Origin of the sequence: Saliphagus infecundisoli, assembly GCF_020177375.1 — an archaeon.
GTDB lineage: Archaea > Halobacteriota > Halobacteria > Halobacteriales > Natrialbaceae > Saliphagus > Saliphagus infecundisoli.
In genome coordinates this window covers 1-22,143 of sequence record NZ_JAIWHV010000009.1, presented here as the reverse complement: position 1 = coordinate 22,143, position 22,143 = coordinate 1, and the positions used below count along the sequence as shown (strand labels likewise).

Sequence of the window (22,143 nt, the reverse complement as noted above, 5' to 3'; positions counted from 1 at the left end):
CCCATCAGGGGAACCTACGACGTCCGTACCGTAGTTATCGGCCGACTAAATCGCGGATCGATCGTCCGACGGTCGGCGGACGCCACCGGCGCCGGGCTCGAGCAGCCCCTCCAGGGCCCGCTCGGTCGGCTCCGAACTCTGACCGAGCCAGCCGAGGACGTCGTGGATCCGGAGCTTGTGTCTCCCGGGCAGGTCGTAGAGGTGCTCGTGGTCGGGGAGGAGCCGTCGGTCGAGATTGTAGACCTCGAACAGCGTCTCCCGGTCGGGCCAGGGGGGCTCGAACGACCGGAGGAAGGGCGTCTTCCGGCGGAGAAAGCCTTCGATATCGTTGAGCGCGCGATGAGAGCGCGGGCGGTCGGGAGGCTCGTGGCGCAACATCCCCGGGTCGATCCGCTCGCAGGCCGCCAGGAACGTCTCGGTCGTCCGGTACTCGGGCGGCGTCGAGAGATGCCAGTCGAGCAGTTCTCTGTCGACGGCCAGAAACGACGAGAAGTAGTTGTCGGCGAGCTGGACGTGAAAGGGTAACGAGGGCTGGTTCAAGATGCCACAGCAGTTGAGCTGGTTCTGCGGGGAGTCGACCCGGGAGGCCGACGCCTCGAGTTCGGTTCTGACGGCGTCCCGGACGAACTCGTCGGGGTCGTCGACCCCACAGTCGACGTGTGCCGAGAGCTGTCGGCTCGCCTCGCGGTCGTAGCCGAACTTCGAGAGGAGGACTGCGACCGGCTTTGGATCCGGGTCCGTCCGGTAAAGGGGGATCCGTTTTCCGAACATCTCGAGCTCGTCCTCGCCGGTGAAGTGCCCACGGAAGAAGGTATCGGAGAGCAACCCGTGGTAGATCGTGTCGACGTTGATCTCGTCGGTGTACCCCGCGTGGTGGATGTGCAATGACTCCTTTATCCCCTGGGAGTAGCGCACCTTCCGGTCATCGGCGAGCAGGTACCGGTGGTCCGGCGGGAACGCCGTATGCCGGGCGCCGTACTGGTGGGCGAGACGCTTGGCACCGCGGACCTCCTGGGAGGCCGGATCGCCGACGGTGTAACAGTGTTCGATCCCCGGGACCCCCGAGAGCAGCGTCCGCGAGTCGTACCCCGCCGAGAGCAACAGTCCCTTCCGTCCCGGTAGCTGTGCCCGCCGCCGGATCGCCCGCTCGAGGCGGTCGGCGAGTTCGGCGACGTAGTCGAACTCCCGGGGCTCGTAGACGAACCGCTCGAGGGGGTCGAGCCCGTCCGGCCGGAGGACGGTGTCGGCGCGAACCCGTCGGAGCTGTTCGATGCTCGTCTTCTCCCCGAGAGTTACCCCCGCGTGGAGATACTCCAGAACCGCGGGAAGCCGGAGCGTGGGGTCGTCGATCGTCCGGGCGACGGTCGCCGCGTCGGTGCCGAACAGCCGGACGTCGCCGTTGTCGGTATAGAAACATTCACACGAGCGGACCGGGTCGGTCGCGACCAGCGCCTCGCCGTCGTGCTCGACGAAGACGAGATAGGAGCCGTTGAGCGCGTCGAACGCCGCCCGGCCCTCGGCCGCGTACTGCTCGAGGAACCACCGGGCGCCGTTTTCGCCCTCCTCGGGGTAGTTCTCGCCCCAGATCAGACAGCTGCCGTCCTCGTCCTCGTGGCTCGCGCTCCAGCCGAACGTTCCCAGGCCCGGGTCGCGGATGCCGACGGTTGCGACCTTCCCGCGGACGACCTCGTCGAACTCCGAGGGGCAACGGTGGTCGGTAAACGCCTCCTCGTCGTCGAACACACCGAACAGCTCCCTGTTCATGCTATCGCTTCCCCGTCGGTCGCGAGAGCGCCGAGCCGGCCGAAAGCGTCGAGAACCGTCTCCTCCATCGGCCGACCGGTCGGTCGGACGACCCATTACTATCGGGTCAATAATCGGCGACGGCGAGGGGTGACCCCCTCGAGTCGACCCCCCGATGTGGCGGAGGGAGAGTCGACGGCCACGAGCGGGTGTCGTTACCGGCGCCCGCCACGAGCCGTTTTAGGCCCGTTATAAGCAACCACGGGAGCAACGGCTACCGTAACTATAATAAAGAGCTGAGACCCAAATCCTCAGACCGAAATGGTTCCCGAACCGACGACACGACGTCGAATGCTCGCGCTCTCCGGGGTCGCAGCCGTCTCCGGACTCGCCGGCTGTGCCGCCTTTGGCGGCGACGACGGCGACGGCAGCAACGAGACCGACGACGAAGGCAACGACACGAACGAGACCAACGACGAAACCGACGAGACCGACGCCGGAAACGAAACCGACGAAGGCAACGTCACGGACGGAGACAACGCCACGGACGAGGACAACGAGTCCGACGCCGGCGAAGGCAACGAATCCGACGCCGAGGACGGCTACTCGCTTTCCGTGACCGTCGAGACCGGTGACGGCGATCCGATCGAGGGAGCGACGGTCTGGCTCGAGGGCGACCAGCTCGCGACCGGAGACGCTCCCGAGGAGGCGGGCGACGCCGGAAACGAGACGAGTGCCAACGAGACCGGAAATGAAACGGGCGCCAACGAGACCGGAAACGAAACGGGCGCCAACGAGACGAACGCAAGCAACGAAACGAGTTCGGGCAACGAGACGAACGCCAACGAGACCGGGAACGGAACGGACACTTCCAGCGAGTACGAAAACGAAACCGGCGGCAACGGTACGGTCGAGTTCACCGGACTGGCCGACGGCGAGTACACCGTCCTCGCCAGCGCCGAGGGCTACGCCGAGAGCGAGGAGACCGTCGAGATCGACGGCGGCAACGCCGAGACCACGATTACCCTCGAAGAGGGCGGGAGCGACCTCGCCGTCGAGACCGAGTACAACAGCCGCGAGGAGTACGCCCAGCCCGGCGACTCCTTCGACGACTTCGAAGACCTCTCTTCGTGGTCGATCACGGAGGGCAACGCCGAGGAGGACACCGACGTCTCCTTTACCGGCTCCCAGAGCGTCCGGCTGTACACGGAAGAGGAGGGCGCGAACATGGTCATCGAGCGCGACCTCGAAAGCGACAACCCCGACCTGACCGACCTCGACTTCTCGATGGCCGTCCGGACGCCGACGCCCGAAAACATCGCCGTCGAGCTCCGATTCGTCGACGTCTACGGCAGCAGCCGGATCTACCAGCTTCCCTCGATCGCCTACCGCGGCGGGGACGCCGGCTGGTTCCGGACGGCCCCGGGCGTCTTCGAGGAGGACGAGTATCCCCCGGAGATGGACTTCCTCGACCGCCTCGAGGTGCGGGTTCACCACACGGGCGAGGGCGCCGAGGTCTGGGTCGACGACATCCGGACCCACCAGAAACCCGACTCGGGATACGTCGTCCTCGGCTGGGACGACGGCCTGCGGACCTTCTACGAGGAGGCTTCGCCGCTACACGACGAGTACGGCGTCAACGCCGTCCAGTCGGTCGTCCGCCAGTGGATCATCGGCGGCCGCGAGGACGTGATGACCCGCGGGGAGCTCTTAGAGCGCCAGGAGGCGGGCGACCAGATCGTCGGCCACGGCACCCACGCCCGCTTCGCCGAGATGGAGCCCGACCAACTCAGAGACTCCGTCGAGACCGACAAGCAGTTCAAGGTCAACAGCGGCTTCGAGGGCGCGAACTTCCTCACCTTCCCCCACAACAGCTTCAACAGTACGGTCCTCGACATCGTCTCGGACTACTACTATGCGGGCGGCTACAACCAGGCCGGGAACGTCAACCTCACCGCCGTCTACGGCTTCGACCCCCTCGTCCTCCCCCGGACGATCGGCCACGACCTCGAACTCTGCCAGGACTGTGTCGACACTGCCGCCCAGTACAACCAGTGTACGGTCCTCAACTTCCACGACTTCGAGCTCGACAACACCATCGACCGCGACGAGTACGACCAGCTCCTCGAATACATCGACGGCACCGACAACGTCGAAGTAATCACTCTCGACGAACTCTGGGAGATGCGGACCGAGAACCAGTAGACTACCCCGCCCTACTCGCTCTCCCGCCTTGCGGCGGTCGGTCACTCCTTGAGGGCGGGGCGTTACCGAAACGACAGTGTGCCCCGCGATCCCATGCATGGACGCGGCCCGGCTTCCTCTTCCCGTCCACGCTTCGAGCGGGGGCTTTCAGGCCCACCTTCGACCGTCCGCGTGGATTGTCCTGCCGATTCAATTCCCGGTGTTCTCACGCTCTCCCCTCAACGGAGGGGCGGGAGTCGAACCCGCTCGCGGTCGTCGGTCCCGAGTATAGGGTGCGAGAACGCCGTCCTCGAACCACGGGAGCCAGTTTACTGGTGGCTCCTACCCACCCGGACTTGTGCCGAGAGAGCAGTACCCGATATATGGGGCGGAGAGTGCCTAACCCTTGCGGTTTCGCCCAACTTCCCAACGCACTCCTCCCCTCCCTACTCGCGGCTTCGCCGCTCGGTGAGGAAGGGCGCTCCGCGCTATCCGCCAAAGCTGAACGGCTCGTAACCCGACTTTCCTTCTCTCCGCCAGTCAGGACAGCCGGATCGACCGTCCGAGAGCGGCGATCGCGACGACCGACAGCACGACCGCGACCAGAGCGAGCGGGCGCCGGCGAAGCCCGGTGCCGGCGGTCCAGGCGACGCCGGGGTAGTGGCGGGGCGACACCGACGCCGCCCGGAGGTGGGCGAGCCCGCGGAGGGGCTTGCCGTCCGCGAAGTAGTGTTTGGCGATCACGAGCTCGTGGCTCCCGCGGATCTCGTAGCCCTCCGCCTCGAGACGATCGACGTCCTCCTCGTAGGCCGCGAGGTACTGGCGGCTCGCCCGCTCGACGAGTTCGGCCGAGGGGTTGCCCGTGTCGTAACGGACGACGAGAGGTTCGTCGACGTACGCGATCTTTCCCTCGCCGAGGATCCGGACGACGATCTCGGGGTCCTGGAACCGCTCTAACTCCTCGTCGAAGCCGCCGATCTCGCGGACCACGTCGGTCCGGACGAGCAGCGTCGACCCCGCCCCAGGGTGGACGTTGTCCGCCAAGATGTCCCCGAGCAGCTCCTCGCCGCCCTCCATCCGGCGGTCGTCGTCCGCGACCGCGAGGAGGGTTGCGGCCAGCGAAAGCAACGGTCCGGTCGAGCCCGGCGTCTCGACGGTGAAATCACAGTAGGCGGCGACCCACTCCTCCGAACGGCCCTCGACGAGCTCCAGTTGGCGCTTGAGCTTCGTCGGCCGCCACTCGTCGTCCGAGTCCAGAAAGGCGACGTACTCGCCCTCCGCGTGCTCGATCCCCGTGTTCCGGGCGACGTTCGCCCCGTGGTTCGTCTCGTGGGAGATCGTCCGAACCCGGTCCGTTCCGTACCCCTCGAGGACCTCGCCGGTCCCGTCGGTCGAGCCGTCGTCGACGACGACGACCTCGAGGTCGTCTACGGTCTGGGCGAGCGCGCTGTCGATGGCGCGTGGCAGCGTTTCGGCCCTGTTGTACGTCGGAACGACGACGCTAACGAGTGGCATCCGAAGGTGCTTGTTGCGTCGGGCGCATTATTATGGCTCGGCTAAGCCGAGCGCCGTCGTGGTACCCGTCTACGAGTTCGGCTCCGAGGCCGAGTGCGCTATCGGTCGATACCGCTCGGCGTGGTGTTCCCGGAGAGGTCGACGCTGCCGCTTCGGACCTGGATCGAGGAACCACTGGTGGCGCTCGCGTACGTGTTCCGGATCTCGATCCCGTTTCCTTCAGTCGAGATCGCGTCGTAGTCGGTTTCGATCTCGCTGTCGGTGACGACGATGTCGTCGCCGGTGAGCAGGAGTCCGCGCCGGCCGCTGCCGGGCTGGTCGATATCGAGGTTTGCGAACCGACAACCGTCGCGTTGGCAGAGTATCGTCTCCTGGATCGGGGAACCGGCCACGTCGCCAGTGACGGCGAAGCCATCGACGTCGACCGGAGCACCTCCCTGTGGGATCTTGAGTGCGTTCCCGTTTACTCCCATATCGACGCTGACGCCATAGAACGACGTACTTCCCGCACCCGAGTTGACCCGGATCGCGGTGTTGGGGTTGGGGCCGTCGTTCGAGACCGTGACGTTTCGGAACGTCGCCTCGTCGACCTCGCCCATAACCCGGATTCCGTTCCCGTTCGCCCGGGTCATCCGAACGTCCACGTTCTCCACGGTGAGGCTCCCGTAGTCGAGCCTGAGGGGGATCTGCCGGCGCTCGTAGCTGGCCGTGCCGGTGACCTCTATGTCCGCATTCCGTACGCGACCCTCGCCGACGCCCATACGGACCGTCGTCCCGGCGCTGTTGGCGTACTCTCCGTCCTCGACGAACACGTCCCCGGGGCAGTTGACGTACAGTCCGTTTCCGGGATAGCTGCCGAGCACACAGTTCTCGAGCCTGAGCGCGCCCTCGTGGTATCCGTTCGTGTGGATTCCCGTCGGCCCGCGGCTTACCTGACCCGCGTGGGGGGTCTGGTTGGCGTGGATACCGCCATCCGGAGCCTGGAACCGTCGAACGACGCCAACGCCGTCCGGATCGGTGATGTTGAACAGGCCAGGACCCCACGTCCCGCTGTCGTGGAGGCCTTCGACGATGACGTCGCGAACGGTCAGCCCGGTCGAAACGCCCACGTCGAGGACTCGGATTCCGGTGTCGGATTCGGTCTGATCAACGTGGAATCCCTCGACACGGAGGTCACGGCCCGGATCCCACGGCGTTCCCAGCCGGAAGAGCCGGTATTGAGGACCCGAGAAGTCGCCGTAATTCGCCGGGACGAGCGTCGCGTCGCCGTCCCCGACGAGCCCGAAGTTTTGGAAGTTCGTCAGCCGAAGCTGGCTGTCCATGTAGTACCGGCCCTCCGGGAACCGGAGGAGCGTATCGTCCCCGGCATGCTGGCTCAACACCGGCGTAATCGACGCGTTCCCGCTCGTGTCCGCCCCGGCGTCCGCGACGTCGATGACCGTCCCGTACCGGTCCTCGAGCACGGACGTCGCCGGCGAACCCGGAATCTCGGACGGCGAGATCGTCGCCGCCGCATTGTTCAAGAGTCCTCTCCGTCCCTCCGTCGACCGCGTATCGCTCTCTCGCGTCACGCATTCCCCTCCGGAAGCAGGCCCCTATAGTACACGGAAACTAATTACACGAAGTCGATGATAGTCGTTCAAACTTGAATGTACTTGCGCGAACTGGGGCTTACTGTCCGAACAACGTTCGTGAACTGTTTTGCAGACCCGCGCGACCACCCACCATTTAATTCTTCTCTACAGGTGTTATTAATCAATCGTCCATGATTCCGGGAATAGCCGGAGGTCCGAGGGGTTATCGACATTGGTCGTAGCTTCGATATCCCGTATCTAACGGGACCATAAGAAAGGGGTTGTGCCTGCAAGAACGGTTGATACGATGACAGACCGACGATCGTTCCTGGCCGCAGCCGGCACCACTGGGGCGCTGTCGCTTGCCGGCTGTCTCTCGGATGACATTTTAGGCGGAAACGGCAACGACACCGAGGACGAAGGCGAGGAGGCTACCGAAAACGGAACCGACGAAGACCAACGAAACGAGACGAGCGGGACTGGGGACCAAGAAGGAACCGAGACCGAGGAGAATGAGGCCGGAGACGACGAGCGAGGGGAGAACAACCAAAGCGGAGACGACGATCAGACAAGCGACGACGAAGGAAACGAAAGCAACCAGACGGGGAACGATGAAGACGAGGGCGAGGGTGGAGCGGACGACGAGCTCGCCGACCTCCCCGGGGAAAGCGTCGACGACTTCGAGGACGTGGACGCCTGGAGCCCGATAGTGGGTGATGACGCGATCGAAGCGGAGACCGAAGAGGTGTACGCCGGCTCGAGCTCCGCCCGGATCACGGCACCCGAAAGCGAGGAGGAGGCGACCGTCTTTCGGACGTTCACCGACGGGCTCGATCTGAGCGGACAGGGTCTCTCGCTGGCGATCAGGTACACCGGTCGCGAGCAGTTCGACCTCACCGTCCAGTTGCTGGCGTCGGACACGCGAAACCGGATCGACCTCCGGCGGGTGCTGACCGGGGCCGCCGATCGCTGGCAGCGGGTCGACCTCGGCGTCGACGTGATAGAGGGCGACCCCGATCTCGCAGACGTCAGGGAGATCCGCATCGTCGGCCGCCGCCGCGGCGACGAGGGCGGAGAGATCGAGTTCGCAGTCGACGACCTCCGTCGCGCGGACTCGCCCGACCAAGGGGCGGTCATGTTGCTCTTCGACGGCGGGCTCGAGTCGCACTTCACCACCGCCTTCGAGGTTCTCGAGGAGTTCGACGTCCAGGGCGTCGAGGCAGTCACGCCCGAGGCACTCGGGAACGAGGGCCGGCTCACGATCGAGAATCTAGAGGAGATGTCGGAGGCGGGCTGGGACGTGATCTCCCGGCCCCGAACCGGCTCCCAGTTCCTCGGGGAGTACACCCCCGAACAACAGGAGGGGTTGATCCGACGGTCCAAGGGGTTCCTCGAGAACCGCGGATTCGAGGACGGTGCCAGACACTTCCTGACCCCCCGGAACCTTCTGAGCCCCGAATCCCACGACCTGATCCGGGAGTACCACGAGCAGGCGTTTCGGTTCGGCGGCGAGCCCAACAGCCTGCCGATAACTGACCACCACAACCTCGGATTCCTCTCGGGCGACGAGGAGAACGCGGCAGCGACCAACCTTGATCAGGCCGCGGCGTACAACCAGCTCGCGATCCTTCATTTCGTCTACGTCGACGACGCGGACGAGGGAGTCGACAGGGGGTACATAGAGGACGTCCTCGAGTACATCGACGACCAGGACCTCCAGGTCGTCACTGCGTCGGATCTCCTCGATTCGGGCCAGGGCCAACTCACCGGTGGAAGCGGAAACGGCGGCAATGAAAGCACGAACGAAACCGGAGACGGGACCAACGAAAGCGACAACGAAACCGGCGGCAACGAATCCTAGCGTTCCCAGTCGGCGGGTGAAGTCGACGTCCGATCCCTCAGTTTCCGTCGGCCGGTTCGGTTCCGTTCTCGGTCGTTGTCTCGTTGCCCACCGGACGGTCGGTCTCCGTCGACGCCGTCGTCATCGGTTCGTCGGTTTCCGTCGTCTCGGTGTCGGTCGGCTCCGCGCTTTGTGTCCCGGTGTCGGACGAGGTCGCCGTCCCGTTGTCGGTCGACGTATCGGTCGCCGAGGACGTCCCGGTCTCCGTCGGCGATTGGGTTTCGGTCCCGTTCGGGGTCTCTGCCTCGGTGTCGGTTGCGGTCTCGCCGTCGGTCGCCGTCTCGGTGTCGGTGCCGGTTTCCGTCTCCGTCGTCTCGGTCGGAGACTCGGTCTCGTTCGGCGTCTCCGTCGCCGTCGGCATCTCCGTTGCCGTCGCCGTCTCGGTGTCGGTCGGAGAGTCGGTCCCCGTGTCTGTCCCGTTGGGCGTCGGAGTGTCGGTTGCCGTTTCGGTCTCGGTTTCCGTCTCCGTCTGTGACTCGGTTTCCGTCTCCGTCGCTGTTTCCGTCTCCGTCGGTGGCTCGGTCTCCGTCGCCTCGGTCGGAGACTCAGTCTCGTTTGGCGTCTCCGTCGCCGTCGGCGTCTCGGTGTCGGTCTCGGTTTCCGTCTCCGTCTCGGTCTCCGTTTCCGTTGCCGTGTCGGTGTCGATGTCGGTTTCAGTCTCGGTCGGCGTCGATGATTCCGATTCCGTGGGCTCCTCGGTCTCGGTTTCCGTCGCGGTCGGCGTCTCGGTTTCGGTCGGAGTATCGGTCGCCGACGTTTCGGCCGGCGTGTCGGTCTCCGTCTCGGTCGGGCTGTCGGTCGACTCCTCTCCACCGATGTCGCCCGACGTCTCGGTCTCGGATTCAGATTCGGGGTCGCCGGCGTCCGTGGCCTCGGACTCCGACTCGAGGGGAACCTCCTCCTGATCCGCCTCCCCCGGAAGGATCTCCCCGTCATCGGTCGTGTTCGGAGAGTCGGGCGGCGTCTCCCCCGTCGACGCCGTGTCGGTTCCGTCCTCGGGCGACGCCGACTCGGACGTCGTCCCGTTTCCGTCCGTACTCCCGGTCGATCCCGTCGAGTTCTCTCCTGTCGTGTCGACCGGGGCATCCGTTTCCGGCCCGGGGTCGTCGCCGGAACCGGCCGTCGGCGAGTCCCCCACTCCGGGACCGACCAGGGCGAACGCGAGGCCGACGACGAGCAACAGTATCCCGCCGCCGATCAACAGGAGCTGGAGGGAGTTCCCCGATAGCTCCCGGAGATCGAACGACTGAAGACGATCGATCGCCGTCGTCGCCGTCGAACCGATCGGATCGGGGAACTCCGCGAACAGCGAGGCGGTCTCGTCGACCCCTATCGCCCCCGTCAGGAGGGTGAAGCCGGCGAAGATCAGGAAGCCGACGGGGGGGACGACGAACAGCGAGACGGGAGCCGCTCCGAGGACGGGGATCGGGATCGTTATCGAGAGCGCGTCGGCCAGGAGGAAGATCGGAACGGCCGCGAGGACCGTCGTCAGCGCGACTCGACCGATCCTGGCGTCCGAGAGCGGGTAGAAGCCGACCTGGCGCGCGCTCAGGCAGTGAAAGAGGAACATCGAGCCGTAGCCGGTGGAGGTCGCGATCGCCGCGCCGGCCATCCCGTAGCGGGGGATCAGAAGCAAGTTCAGGACGAGGTTGATGCAGGCGGCAGTGCCCGTCGCGACGATCGGGTACCGGAGCTTGCCTTTCCCCTGGGAGATCGCGAGGATCGGCCGCGCGAGCGCAAAGCCCAGCGCGCCCGGCAACAAGAGCAGTAGCGGTTCGACCGCGGGTGTCGCTTCGGGGCCGAAGTAGAGCGGAACGACGGCGTCCGCGAGGGCAGCGAGCCCGACCGCCATCACGGCAGTGAGCAGGAAGGTGTATCGGGTGGTCTGCGAGGCGATGGTCGTGATCCGATCGATCCTGTCCTGGGACCACAGCTCCGACATCGAGTGGACGTAGACCGTCTGGAGCGCGAGGGGAACGAACCAGAGGAACTCCGCGAGCGTCAGCGCCGCCTTGTAGTTGCCGACCTCGGAGCTCTCGCGGAACGTCTGGAGCATGACGACGTCGATGTGGTACAGCGAGGACAGAAACAGGACGAGGACGATGCTCAGCGAGTTGAACGTGAACATCGTCCGACGGGGAAAGTGAGCGGGCGGCCGTCGGACCAGATACGACAGCGGGACCTGTCTCTGGACCAGGAAGAACCCGATGATGGCCACGAGAAAGCTCGCGAGCATCAGCCCGACGAGCGCGCCGAGAACGCCATATCCGAGGTAGACCAGCGGGATCGCGAAGGCCGCGAACGCGGCGGTGTCGAGGGCGTTCAGGGGTTCGGAGTAGCGTTCGAGGCCGAATCCCATGAGCGTTTTTCGGGCGTAGGCCCGGAACTGGGCGGTGACGACGAGGCCCGCGAGGACGTAGAAGTACGGCGTGAACTCCGTCCCCCAGATGGCCGCGACCAGCCCCTCGCGGGCGGCGATAAAGAGCGCGACGGCGCCGACGACCGCGAACACGACCGCGAGCCGAAAGTAGTAGCCCACGACGTGGGCCTCCCAGTCGGGCAGATCCCGCTCCTCGGCGACGAACTTCCGGACGCCGTCGGTGATCCCCGAGCTGACGAAGATCATGAAGATGGCGAACACGGACTGCAGAGACGCGTAGTCGCCAAAGCCCGAGGGCTCGAGGAGCCGGTAGAGAACCGGCGTCGTCACCAGCCCGATGACCATGATGACGACCTTGCTACTGAGGACCGAGAAGACGCCGCTGAGAAGCGACCGGTTCATGCGACCACCGGAGCCGCCGGCTCGAGTCGTGCGGCTGTGGGACGACGTTCCTGATCGATAACGTGACGCGAACGGTGCCGTAGACAGTAGGGGCGATTCCGGAACGTCCTCACGCCGGCGTCCGACTGCAACCGACCCGTCGGATCGTCCGCTCTACGGCCGAGCGGAGCGTCGGCGTGGGCGGGACGGCGTTCGACCGGAGCCGGACGATGGAATACCATGCGCTGATTCGAGGGGCATCGAGGACGCCGGGTGGCCCGAAACGTCCCACCCGCGCTCCGTGGTATCGTTCCGGACGAACGCCCGCCGTCCCGAGTGACCGGTTCGTTCTGAGTTCCGGGTCGGCGACACTTAACGCTCCCTACTCCGATCGGTAGCCGTCGGCCGACACGCCACAGGCCGTATCGACGAGCGATGACGAAAACGGAACCGACGAAAAACCGACTACTCGCGAAGGCGGGCCGCGACGAGTTCCTCGACGTCCTCGCGGAACTCCTCGACGGCGATCTCCTCGAGAACGGGAACGAAAAAGCCCTCGACGAGCATGTTTCGGGCAGCACGCGGCGAGATCCCCCGGGAGGTCATGTAGAGCAGGTCCTCCTCGTCGATCTGGCCGACGGTCGCCGAGTGGCTGGCCTCGGTGTCGTGGTTGTTGATGATGAGCTTCGGCGAGGCGTCGGCCTCGCTCTCGTCGCTCAACATGAGCGTGTTCTCCCGCTGGTAGGAGCTCGTGTCCCAGGCGTCGCTGCCGACGTCCTGGACTCCCTCGTACACCGAGCGGGCGACGTCGTCCGTGACCCCGCGGGTGACGAGGTCGGCGGTCGTGTGCTCGGCCCGGTGCCAGACCTTCACGTCGAGATCGAAGTGCTGGTCGTCGTGGCCGAAGAAGGCGCCGACGATCTTCGTTTCCGAACCATCGCCCTCAAGGATCGTCGACGTTCCGGTCTTCGTGAGCTTCGAACCCAGGTTGCCCTCGATCCAGTCGATCGAGGCGTAGGTGTCGGTTCGGCCGCGTTTGGTCGTGAAGTTGTAGGTGTCCGCAGAGAGGTTCTGGAGGCTGCCGTACTGGACCGAGCTGTTCTCGCCGGCGTCGACCTCGACGATCCCGCTGTAGTAGCGGTCCTCGTCGCCGCGGGCCGGACCCTCGGTGCCGGTCGACTGGCGCTCGAGGATCGTCACCGAACTCGACTCCTCGGCGACGACGAGCGTGTAGTTAAAGAGCGACCGGGAGTTCATCTCGGTCCGGATCGTCACGTCCTCGGCGTCGACGCCCTCGGGAACGTAGATCACTGTCCCGGTCGAGAAGAGCGCCGTCGAGAGCGCAGTCAGGTAGTTCTCCTGGGGATCGACGATCGAGCCGAATTCCTCCTTCAGGAGCGCCTCGCGTTCGTCGACGGCCTCGGCCCACGAAAGGACCTCGACGTCGTCGGGACCCTCCTGATCCTTGTTCTCCGCCCAGTTCAGCGGATCGACGAGCGTCTCGAAGTCCAGATCGTGGAGGTTCGTCCAGTCTCGCCCCGGCGTCCGGATAACGTCGGGCATCTCGAGTTCTTCGAGCGCCTCCAAGGCCTCCAGACGCGTCTCGAGGAGCCACTCGGGCTCGCCCAAGTCGTCGCTGATCTCCCGGACCTGTGCGTCGGTCAGATTCGCGTGTAGTTCCGTTCCTGCGCTCATGTCTTATCCGAGGCTCCCCTCCATCTCGAGTTCGATCAGTCGGTTGAGTTCGACCGCGTACTCGATCGGTAGTTCTTCGGTGATCGGCTCGATGAAGCCGGCGACGATCATCTTCTTTGCGTCGTCGTCGTCCAGTCCGCGGCTCTGGAGGTAGAAGACGTCCTCGTCCCCGATCTTCCCCACTGTCGCCTCGTGGGCGACGTCGACTTTCGACTCCTCGATCTCCATGTACGGCATCGTATCGGAGGTCGACTCGTTGTCGAACATCAGGGCGTCACACTCCACTGCGGTCGAGGAGTCCTCGGCACCGTCGGCGATGTGGACCAGTCCCCTGTAGTTGGTCCGCCCGCCGTCCTTGCTGATCGACTTCGACTCGATCGTCGAACTCGTGTCGGGGGCGTTGTGGTAGACCTTCGCGCCGGTGTCGATGTCCTGGCCCTCGCCGGCGAACGCGATCGTGATGTGGGTGTCGGTCGCGCCGCGGCCCTTCAGGATCGTACACGGGTAGAGCATCGTGGCCTTCGAGCCCATCGAGCCCGAGACCCACTCCATCTTCCCGTCGTCCTCGACGATCGCTCGCTTCGTGTTCAGGTTGAACGTGTTCTTCGACCAGTTTTGTACTGTGGAGTACTGGACGTGGGCGTCCTCCTTGACGAAGACCTCGACACAGCCGCTGTGGAGGTTGTGGCTGCCGTATTTGGGGGCCGAACAGCCCTCGATGTAGTGGACTTCCGAACCCGCTTCGGCGACGATCAGGGTGTGCTCGAACTGGCCCATCCCCTCCGAGTTCATCCGGAAGTACGCCTGGACGGGCATCTCGACGGTGACGTCCTCAGGGATGTAGACGAAACTGCCGCCCGACCAGACCGCGCCGTGGAGCGCGGCGAACTTGTTGTCGCTGGGCGGAACACACGTCGTCATGAAGTACTCCTTGACGATCTCGGGGTGTTCCTTGACGGCCTCGTCCATGTTCATGAAGACGACGCCCTTCTCCTCCCAGCGCTCCTGCATGTTCTGGTAGACGACCTCGCTTTCGTACTGGGCGCCGACCCCCGACAGGGCCTTTCGCTCGGCCTCGGGAATGCCCAGTTGCTCGAAGGTGTCCTGGATCTCCTCGGGGAGTTCGTCCCAGTCGTCGACGCCCTCGCGCTTGTCCACGTCGGGGCGGATGTAGGGAACGATCTCCTCGATGTCGAGTTCGGAGAGGTCGGGCTGGCCCGGCCAGTCGGTCGGCATCGGCATCGCCTCGTACTGCTTGAACGCGCGGAGGCGACGCTCGCGCATCCAGTCGGGCTCGTCTTTGTCCTCGGAGATGAGCCGGACGACCTCCTCGGTCAGCCCCTTCTCGGATCTGACGGCCGATCGCTCCTCCTTGTGGAACTCGAAGCGCGCCTCGGTGTCGGTCTCTTGTAGGTTTTCTTGGTCGGAACTCATGATTGGTCGTGTCCGTGGGTAGCGGCTGTAGCGCCTTGAGGGTTTGCGTGGGTGGTCACGATCAGGCGGCCTCGTACACTTCCTCGCGAACCCAGTCGTAGCCCTCGTCCTCTAGCTTCTCGGCGAGCTCTGCGTCGCCGCTCATGGCGATCTCCCCGTCGAGCATGATGTGAACGCGGTCGGGCTCGACGTAGTCGAGGATGCGCTGGTAGTGGGTGATCTGGAGGACGCCCGTCCCCTGGATGTCCCGCAGGGCGTTGATCCCGTTCGAGACGTCCTGGAGCCGGTCGATGTCGAGTCCCGAGTCGATCTCGTCGAGCACCGCGATCGACGGTTCCAGAATCGCCGCCTGGAGTACCTCGTTCTGTTTCTTCTCGCCGCCCGAGAAGCCCGCGTTGAGGTAGCGCTGGGCGAACTTCGCGTCCATGTCGAGTTGGTCCATCTTCTCCGAGAGGATCTCCTGGAACTCGGCGACGCCGACGTCGCCGTCGTCGGCGGGGCCCTCCATCGGCGAGGTCTCGAATCCCGCGTCCTCGTCGTCCTCGTCGTCGGCCTCCTCCTCTTCGAACAGCTCCTCACGCTCGTCGATCTTGGCGTTCAGCGCCGTTCGGAGGAAGTTGGTCATCGTGACGCCGTCGATCTCGGCGGGGTACTGGAAGGCGAGGAAGATGCCGAGCGCCGCGCGCTCGTTTGGCTCCAGGTCGAGGACGTTCCAGGTCCGTTTGTCCTCGGGGATGTCGATCCCGTCGAACTCGTCTTCTTCCAGATGGAGGAGGACCTCGCCGTCGGTCACCTCGTAGGCGGGGTGGCCGGCGATGACCTTCGCGGTCGTGGACTTCCCGCTACCGTTGGGTCCCATCAGCGCGTGGATCTCGCCGGACTCGACCTCGAGGTCGACCCCCTGGAGAATCCGTTCTCCGCCCTCCTCGGCGACTCTCGCGTGTAAGTTGTTGAGCTCTAAGCGTGCCATAATACGGTTACCTCGGTCGTTCGAACGGTGGGGCGTCATCCCCATAACGGTTTCGTATGCGGGCGGATAGAGTGTCGAAACGAGAAGAAAAGTTTTCGTATCGGAAACAGGGCCGGGCTTTCGGGCAGGGGCCGACGGGATTCAGACGAAACTGTCCAGCCCGGTCTGTTCCTGGCCCGACTTGACCTCCTCCCAGGAGATTCCCAGGGCCTCGAGAATGCGCGCAATCGGCCCCTTCAGGGTCTTCTCCAACATCTTGTCGTCGTCGACCTCGAACTCCTCGGGGAGCTGGTCTGCGTACTCGAAACAGATGACGTCCGGATCGCGCTTGAACGCTCGATACAGCGGGTCCGTCCGGGCATCGAGCTCCCGTTCGTCCTCGACCCGTCGGAAGAACGCGGGATCGACCCGCTTCAGATAGAGCCGTTTGGGCTTGCTTCCCCGCTGGAAGTTGGTTCCCAACAGGCGGTTCGCGTACTTTGCGCCGCGGACCTGGGCGGTGTCCGTGTCGTAGTCGTCGAGTCGCTTCCCGATCCCGCCCGGGATGCCGATCTCCTCGACGGAGATCTCGCCGGTCCGAACCTCCTCGATGACGCCGTGGAGGTACTCCTTTGCCCCCTCGACGTCGCCCTCCTTGACGATCATCTCGATGACGCGATGCTGGACCTCCTTGGTAATCGGGGCGATGTCCGAGCGCTGGTACTCGAAACCGACGATGTCGATCGTATCGACGTCCTTTCCCTCCTTCCAGGTAATGTGACCTGCGTAGCGTTTCTTCTTTCCCGCCTGGAAGAAGCGCCGGTAGAGCTTCTCGAACTCGATCTGGAAGCGGTGGTCCTCGGCATTGAGAACGTCCCGGGCGAAGTGGTCGTAGCGCTCGTTGATGTGTTCCTCAATGTCGAACGACTGCTCGATGGCTTCCTCCTTCGTGACTTCGGGACCGAGTTCGAGCATGACTGAATCCGTGTCACCATACGACACCTGATAATTAAGTTCGTTCGCGGCTTCTTCCGTAAATTCGATTACCTCGCGCCCAGTGGCCGTGATAGCGGATGCTGCGTCCTTGTCATATAACCGGAACTGTTCCCACCCCGACACGCCATAGAGCGAATTCATAATAACCTTGACAGCTCCTTGCTGGCGGTCGTACTGCTCGAACTTCGGAGAGCCCGGGTTGTGGGCGTTTCGCAGTTCCTTTTTTTCCTCGCGCTCGGCGAGTAGTTCGTTGACCATCTCCCGGATGATCCCGTCGGGTTCCTGCCGGAAGTGGGTGGGCTCGGGTGTGGTGGGAGCGGTGTGGGTCGCGCCGTCGTAGCTCTCGGGATCGACCCGCGTCTCCGGGGAGGCGTTGACGGTCACCATACACATCGGGTACAGCGATTTCAGGTCGAGGACGGTGACGTTCTCCTTGACGCCCGTGATCGGGTCGAATACCGCCCCGCCTTCGTACTCCTCGCCGGCGTCCTGTTGGCCCTTCGAGGGCAACGCGAAGCGGCCGTAGGCCTCGTGGAGAACGTACATGTCCACCGCATCTCCGGGGGTGGGGGCATCCTCTAACTTGCAGCCGACGAACGCGCGCACTTCGTCCCAGAACGGGACGATATTCTGTTGGCGGTCGAGTTCGACGCAGAGTTCGACGTCCCGGAGGTTGTATTCGAGGAGCTGGGTCGGGTCGTCCTCCCAGAGGTCGCCGATATCCCCCGCATAGCGTTCTTTCCCGACGCCCAGCTCCGCCTCGCCGACCGCATCCAGGCGGTAAGAGTCGAGTTCGGAGATAACCATTCGCTGGTAGCCATAGAGCAGGTCGAAGACGACCCGGCCCTTGATGTCGGGACCGCCCCAGTTGCTCCGCCAGACTTCGTCGACCCGCGAGAGGCGATCGATGTCGAGATCATAGTCGTGGTGGGGACCCTGGAGGCGTTCTAGCCGGTCGAGGAGGTACGGCGCGTCAAAGTCATCGCAATTGTGGACGAGACATCCTTCCGCGACGAAATTATGCGTCGTCGTTTCGATATCGTAGGTCGTCTCGGTACCAGTTACCGAAATGTTAGTGACCTCAACGAACACGTACTCCTCCCACGCGTCCAAACTCGTTTCATGTCGTTTGAGATTGATTCCTCGACGATGTTTGTCGTTTCCGATCTGTTTGGCGTCGGTCCCGACGTCAGCTTCGAACAAGGCGTACGGAATGTTCTCCGTCTGTCCGCTTTTGCCGCCCTCGAATGCTTCGAGAGCTGCTTTCTTTTCGCGATGTCCCATATGAGGGAGAACGTGATCCGTCAGCCGATCGACGTCGCGTTTGGCGTCGGGAACCCTGACTACGTTCTCCCGTTGTTGGGCGTAGATTCCGAGCCGTTTGAACAGTTTCACGTACCACTCGCCGATCGATCGGTTTTCGGCAGCGATCGTGATTCCACTTCGGGCAACACTACCGTCGCCGTCGAGAGCCCCGGCGAGGAAGCGACCGATGTATTCCGTCGGAAGTTCGTAAACCGTCGAGAGATCGACGTCGTCGTCGTTTTTGTCCCCGAACGGGATGCCGAGACCGTTGAACGCATACATCGTCGCGTAGTCTAACACGTTCTGCTTGTAGCATCCCGTTCCGTCGGGTTCGAGATGGTTCTCGCCGGGGAACCGGTAATGGAGCTCTTTTTTCGTGTTGTAGAACCGGATTCCGTCTTCCGGAGAGATGGACCCGTCCGTCAGGATCAGTCCGGCATAATAGAGCTCTTCGGGCGTGAGTTCTCGGTCAAGATCAACACCCGTACCATGATATTCGACCCCACCGTCCGGAACGGGAATCTCGTACTGGTCAGCCGCCTTCCGACAGCGACTCGGCGTCCAGACGGTCGTATGTGGGTGGTACAACGTTTCCACGGAGGCGTCGAAGGCATCGGCCAACTCGCTTACGGCACCGTATGGGAGCTCCTCCTTGAATTCGGAGATCGTTTGTTTCTCGGCGTATCGCTGGCGCTCTCTCGGGACGAGGTCCGCAAGCGTCGGCACGTACGTCTCTTCGAGGGGGAGTCGTCGTGGTTTGAGGACGTAGTCACCGGACTCGATTTCGCTTCCCGCTTTCCAACCGACGCTGTCGTCGTCACCCACCATGATCCGGTGATCGTCGGATGATCGAAGGGAGGTTCCGTCCGCCAATGAGAGTTCGCGGATCGACTTCTCACTCTGCCACTTGTTCGTCACTTCCGTGACGGTCGTCCGCTGTGAGTCGGAGCCGACTACGTTGTCACCTATCTCGACGTTTCGTATCTCTTTCTCGGTTCCGTCAGCCATGAGCACGTCGATATCCGCCGGAAGACAGTTCCAACCAGTGATGACGTCGGGATCGGTATCCTCACTCACGTAGTCAATAAAGGCCTCGAGCATCGCCTCTTCCTCGGCGAATGTACGGATCTCGTGGTCGATCCTGCCCTCGATCGGCTCGTACGCCGTGATTTCGTCGGGGATCGGCCCCTCCCCGATGGGGGCCTCGTAAAGCCACATCACGTACTCGTCGCGACCTGAGTCGTGACTCGTCAGACAGACGATCGGCTCCTCGCCGTCCTCGGGAAAGCCAGAGCGGTCGTCCACCTCGATGTCGAACGTACAGACCCGCGGGGCGGCCTCGACCTCGCAGGCCTCGACCTCGTCGTGGGGAACCACGAGCGAGTCGTCGTCGGCGCGTCGCTCCGGGACGCGGATCCCGCTGCGGACGTCCTTGTCGATCAGAAACCGGTTGGGAAAGAGGATGTCAGCCTCGTAGTGGTCGAACTCGTCTCTGACCTGGCCGACGTCTCGCGGGGTCTGGCCGAAGATCTTCGTCAGGCGCTCCCCCCGGATGCTCTCGTAGGGCTCGCCCTCGGCGTCTTCGGTTTCGCTGCCCGTGAGCCGGTCGTAGCGCTCCTCGGGCGGCCCCTCGAGGCTCGCGGTCGGCGCGTAGAAATAGGGGCGGAAGCCGACGACGCGGACGTGTTCGATCTCGCCGTCCCTCGTCCGGCCGAAGACGTGCATCACCGGCCGCTCGTCGTCGCCCCGGCCGGCGATGGTGTAGTCGACCTGCATCACCGCCAGCTCGAGGGCCCCCTGGGGCTCGGGGAGCGCCTCGGCGACCACGTCGACGACCTCCGCCCGGGAGGAGCCACCGTTTCCGGCGACCGCGATCGCCTCCTCGACGAGCCGGTCGCCCGAGCCGGTCACCTCTCCGCCCTCGTCCCCGGACCCGTCGTCCACCTCGCCGGCGTAGTCGCCGAGCCCGGTCTGTGCCTCCTCGCTCATGGCCCCGGGTTGGCGGGGCCCGAATAAAAACCCCTTGACATCCCCCACACGACTGAAGTCGTGGGATTCCTCGCGTTGGGGTCTGGCAGCAGCACCAGCCCCCACGGAGGCAACGTTCTCCTACGCCGACCGGAGGATACTCTGGTCTGTATGCTCCTCGTTGGGACGGTGAGCGCGTGGTGACGCCGACCATCGGTGGTCGTCCCACTTGAGGCATACGGGCCGTGCCATCGGCCGTGGTACGTCTGCTTCGTGGCGTCGGAGGAACGTTTCACTCGCCGTTAAGTCCGCGTGACCCTCGAAGCCGCACGGGCACGTGAGCGTGTCCTGGTGCCGCGTCGTCCGGTCGGTCGAACCGCAGTTCGGGCACTCTTGGGAAGTCCACGCTTCGGGGCGAACTTCGACGGTGATGCCGAACTCCTCGGCGGTGCACGCCAGCCGGTCGATGAACGCGCGGAACGCCCAGAAGTTGTGCGTTTTCTGGTTCGCCCGTACCGACCAGTGCGTTTCCAGTACGTCTGTGAGGTCGCCGACGTACACCATCGAAACGCCCTCCTCGTACAGTCGCTCGAACAGGTCGCGGGCCAGCGCGTCCATCGCGTGGTCGCGCCGCCGCGTCCGTCGGCGGTACAGGCGTCGAATCCGCTTTGACGTGTACCGCCCCTCTTCTCGCTTCACCGTCGATTGGTGTTCCGCAATCGTTCGAGTTGTCTCGCGGAACCGCTCGAAGAGGTCGCGCCCTTCGTACAGGTACTGCTGACCGGTCGTAGTCGTACAGGCGACGATGTTGTTTGCACCAATATCCAGAGCGGCGGTTTCGTCCGCCAGTGGTGAATCCTGTCGAGAACTGTCTACCGTGACAGGCTGAATGGCTCTGAATCGGTCGTCCAACTCGTCGTAGTACAGTTCCAGCCGGCCGGGCTTGCCGCCCCATTTGGGACGGCCGCGCACTTCGAGGCGCAGCCGTTCGGTGTGGTCGAGTCCGAACTCGTCCTTGAGTTCCTTCCCGACCGGGATTTCGAGACGGGAGCGGTCGCCGAGTTCCAGCGTGTACTGGTCGCACCGACCGTACCAGCGAAGGTCACGTCCGTCTTCCTCGTTGCCCCAGTAGCCCGGCGGCCCGGCGGGTTCGCCCGCTTCTTTGGCCGCGAAGAACGACCGCCACGCTTCGTCGTTTTTGCGCTTCATCTCCTTCGCGGCGGCCGATCCGAGAACGCCTTTGTACCGGTCGTGGACGCGGGGTGCGTCCCAGACGCTTCCATCGAGTTCGCCGAAAAGTCGCTGACGGCGTTCGTACGTGAGTTCGTTCCACAGACAGGCCGAAGCGTCCAACACGCGAGACAGAAGCTCCTCGTCCTGTGGCGAACGGGGCGCTACGTCGAACGTGTTGGCGCGCTTCATCGCCATCTCCTGGGACGGCCGGAACAAACATTAGTCTATGGTTTCTCTTTGGTAGCATGGTGACGAACATCCACATCGAAGTGCCGGACGAACAGTATGAACGCCTTTCCCGTGTGAAAAACGAACACGGGCTGACGTGGCGTGGGATGGTTATCCACGCTGCTGACGACTTGGAGACCCCGGACGGGCAGTAGTCCATGGACCGTTGATCCGGGCCTATCGCTTGGACCCACGACTGAACAGTAGTTGCTGATTTGATCAGGAAGACCGCGAAGACTGGAAGGTCGTGCCGATTCTGACTTCGTGAAGACGCAATCAGTACTGGAGAGTGAGTGCTAAAGCTGCAGAAACGCCTCTTCAGCCGCTGTTCTGTCAGTCTCGCCAGTACCGAGGAGACGTACTGACTCGGGCTGACCAACCCGAGTCAGTCGTCGAGACTGCCGCTATCCATACGGTATTTGACCGAGAAACGCCCGAAACAGGGCGGTCGGGACGACTGGATCCGTCCCGAACGCCTAATGTGGAGTCACAAGCAGATTCGTCAACACCCAGAGATTGTACAACGCTATAGAGCCTGTCCAAGAAACATCGACAGAGAACTCACATGACGTAGACCTTATCTAGCAGAAACTCCTGTATAGCGTAAGGATTCATCCGTGACGTTCAATTTTATCCGATACGATCAAGATCAGCAACA

At 63.9% G+C, this 22,143-nt stretch carries 12 protein-coding genes; 3 read left to right on the top strand and 9 right to left on the bottom strand.

Going from position 1 to position 22,143, the window contains the following annotated elements:
- Positions 1–45: 45 nt before the first annotated feature.
- Positions 46–1,764, bottom strand: coding sequence for an asparagine synthetase B family protein (locus LCF40_RS12385; RefSeq protein ID WP_224828671.1), 1,719 nt, complete (start codon positions 1,762–1,764; stop codon positions 46–48).
- A 330-nt stretch (positions 1,765–2,094) separates the two neighbouring features.
- Here LCF40_RS12385 and LCF40_RS12380 point away from each other — a divergent pair, with 330 nt between their 5' ends.
- On the top strand, positions 2,095–3,948 hold the full coding sequence (locus LCF40_RS12380; RefSeq protein ID WP_224828670.1) for a polysaccharide deacetylase family protein: 1,854 nt from the start codon (positions 2,095–2,097) through the stop codon (positions 3,946–3,948).
- A 519-nt stretch (positions 3,949–4,467) separates the two neighbouring features.
- Here the strand turns inward: LCF40_RS12380 and LCF40_RS12375 are convergent.
- Positions 4,468–5,442, bottom strand: coding sequence for a glycosyltransferase family 2 protein (locus tag LCF40_RS12375; RefSeq protein ID WP_224828669.1), 975 nt, complete (start codon positions 5,440–5,442; stop codon positions 4,468–4,470).
- A 98-nt stretch (positions 5,443–5,540) separates the two neighbouring features.
- Positions 5,541–7,013 carry a right-handed parallel beta-helix repeat-containing protein gene (locus LCF40_RS12370; protein WP_224828668.1) on the bottom strand — a complete coding sequence of 491 codons (1,473 nt, stop codon included), beginning with the start codon at positions 7,011–7,013 and terminating at the stop codon, positions 5,541–5,543.
- A 310-nt stretch (positions 7,014–7,323) separates the two neighbouring features.
- On the opposite strand from LCF40_RS12370, the gene LCF40_RS12365 reads away from it, so the two are divergent.
- On the top strand, positions 7,324–8,877 hold the full coding sequence (locus LCF40_RS12365; RefSeq protein ID WP_224828667.1) for a polysaccharide deacetylase family protein: 1,554 nt from the start codon (positions 7,324–7,326) through the stop codon (positions 8,875–8,877).
- A 37-nt stretch (positions 8,878–8,914) separates the two neighbouring features.
- Here LCF40_RS12365 and LCF40_RS23525 read toward each other — a convergent pair whose 3' ends face one another.
- From LCF40_RS23525 to LCF40_RS12335, 6 genes are all read right to left on the bottom strand, one after another.
- A complete protein-coding gene (locus LCF40_RS23525; protein ID WP_345777853.1) occupies positions 8,915–11,698 on the bottom strand; it encodes an oligosaccharide flippase family protein in 2,784 nt (927 codons plus the stop codon).
- Positions 11,699–12,142: 444 nt separating this feature from the next.
- Entirely contained in the window at positions 12,143–13,372 is a 1,230-nt protein-coding gene (gene sufD / locus LCF40_RS12355; protein ID WP_224828666.1) for a Fe-S cluster assembly protein SufD, read from the bottom strand.
- 3 nt (positions 13,373–13,375) lie between these two features.
- The gene (gene sufB, locus LCF40_RS12350; RefSeq protein ID WP_224828665.1) at positions 13,376–14,806 is read right to left on the bottom strand and encodes a Fe-S cluster assembly protein SufB; all 1,431 of its coding nucleotides are present in this window, start codon (positions 14,804–14,806) and stop codon (positions 13,376–13,378) included.
- A gap of 61 nt (positions 14,807–14,867) precedes the next feature.
- The gene (locus LCF40_RS12345; RefSeq protein WP_224828664.1) at positions 14,868–15,776 is read right to left on the bottom strand and encodes an ABC transporter ATP-binding protein; all 909 of its coding nucleotides are present in this window, start codon (positions 15,774–15,776) and stop codon (positions 14,868–14,870) included.
- Between the two features lie 141 nt (positions 15,777–15,917).
- Positions 15,918–20,045: a DNA polymerase domain-containing protein gene (locus LCF40_RS12340; protein WP_224828663.1), complete on the bottom strand. Its 4,128-nt coding sequence runs from the start codon at positions 20,043–20,045 to the stop codon at positions 15,918–15,920.
- Between the two features lie 120 nt (positions 20,046–20,165).
- Positions 20,166–21,446: an RNA-guided endonuclease InsQ/TnpB family protein gene (locus tag LCF40_RS12335; protein ID WP_224828662.1), complete on the bottom strand. Its 1,281-nt coding sequence runs from the start codon at positions 21,444–21,446 to the stop codon at positions 20,166–20,168.
- A gap of 56 nt (positions 21,447–21,502) precedes the next feature.
- On the opposite strand from LCF40_RS12335, the gene LCF40_RS12330 reads away from it, so the two are divergent.
- Complete coding sequence (locus LCF40_RS12330) at positions 21,503–21,640, top strand: hypothetical protein (RefSeq protein ID WP_224828661.1); 138 nt, start codon at positions 21,503–21,505, stop codon at positions 21,638–21,640.
- Positions 21,641–22,143: the final 503 nt, after the last annotated feature.

Coding starts and splice junctions, on each gene's coding strand:
- LCF40_RS12330 (WP_224828661.1), top strand. CDS start 21,503: ATGGTGACGAACATCCACATCGAAGTGCCGGACGAACAGTATGAACGC.
- LCF40_RS12380 (WP_224828670.1), top strand. CDS start 2,095: ATGCTCGCGCTCTCCGGGGTCGCAGCCGTCTCCGGACTCGCCGGCTGT.
- LCF40_RS23525 (WP_345777853.1), bottom strand. CDS start 11,698: ATGAACCGGTCGCTTCTCAGCGGCGTCTTCTCGGTCCTCAGTAGCAAG.
- LCF40_RS12375 (WP_224828669.1), bottom strand. CDS start 5,442: ATGCCACTCGTTAGCGTCGTCGTTCCGACGTACAACAGGGCCGAAACG.
- LCF40_RS12340 (WP_224828663.1), bottom strand. CDS start 20,045: ATGAGCGAGGAGGCACAGACCGGGCTCGGCGACTACGCCGGCGAGGTG.
- LCF40_RS12345 (WP_224828664.1), bottom strand. CDS start 15,776: ATGGCACGCTTAGAGCTCAACAACTTACACGCGAGAGTCGCCGAGGAG.
- LCF40_RS12385 (WP_224828671.1), bottom strand. CDS start 1,764: ATGAACAGGGAGCTGTTCGGTGTGTTCGACGACGAGGAGGCGTTTACC.
- sufD (WP_224828666.1), bottom strand. CDS start 13,372: ATGAGCGCAGGAACGGAACTACACGCGAATCTGACCGACGCACAGGTC.
- sufB (WP_224828665.1), bottom strand. CDS start 14,806: ATGAGTTCCGACCAAGAAAACCTACAAGAGACCGACACCGAGGCGCGC.
- LCF40_RS12335 (WP_224828662.1), bottom strand. CDS start 21,446: ATGAAGCGCGCCAACACGTTCGACGTAGCGCCCCGTTCGCCACAGGAC.
- LCF40_RS12365 (WP_224828667.1), top strand. CDS start 7,324: ATGACAGACCGACGATCGTTCCTGGCCGCAGCCGGCACCACTGGGGCG.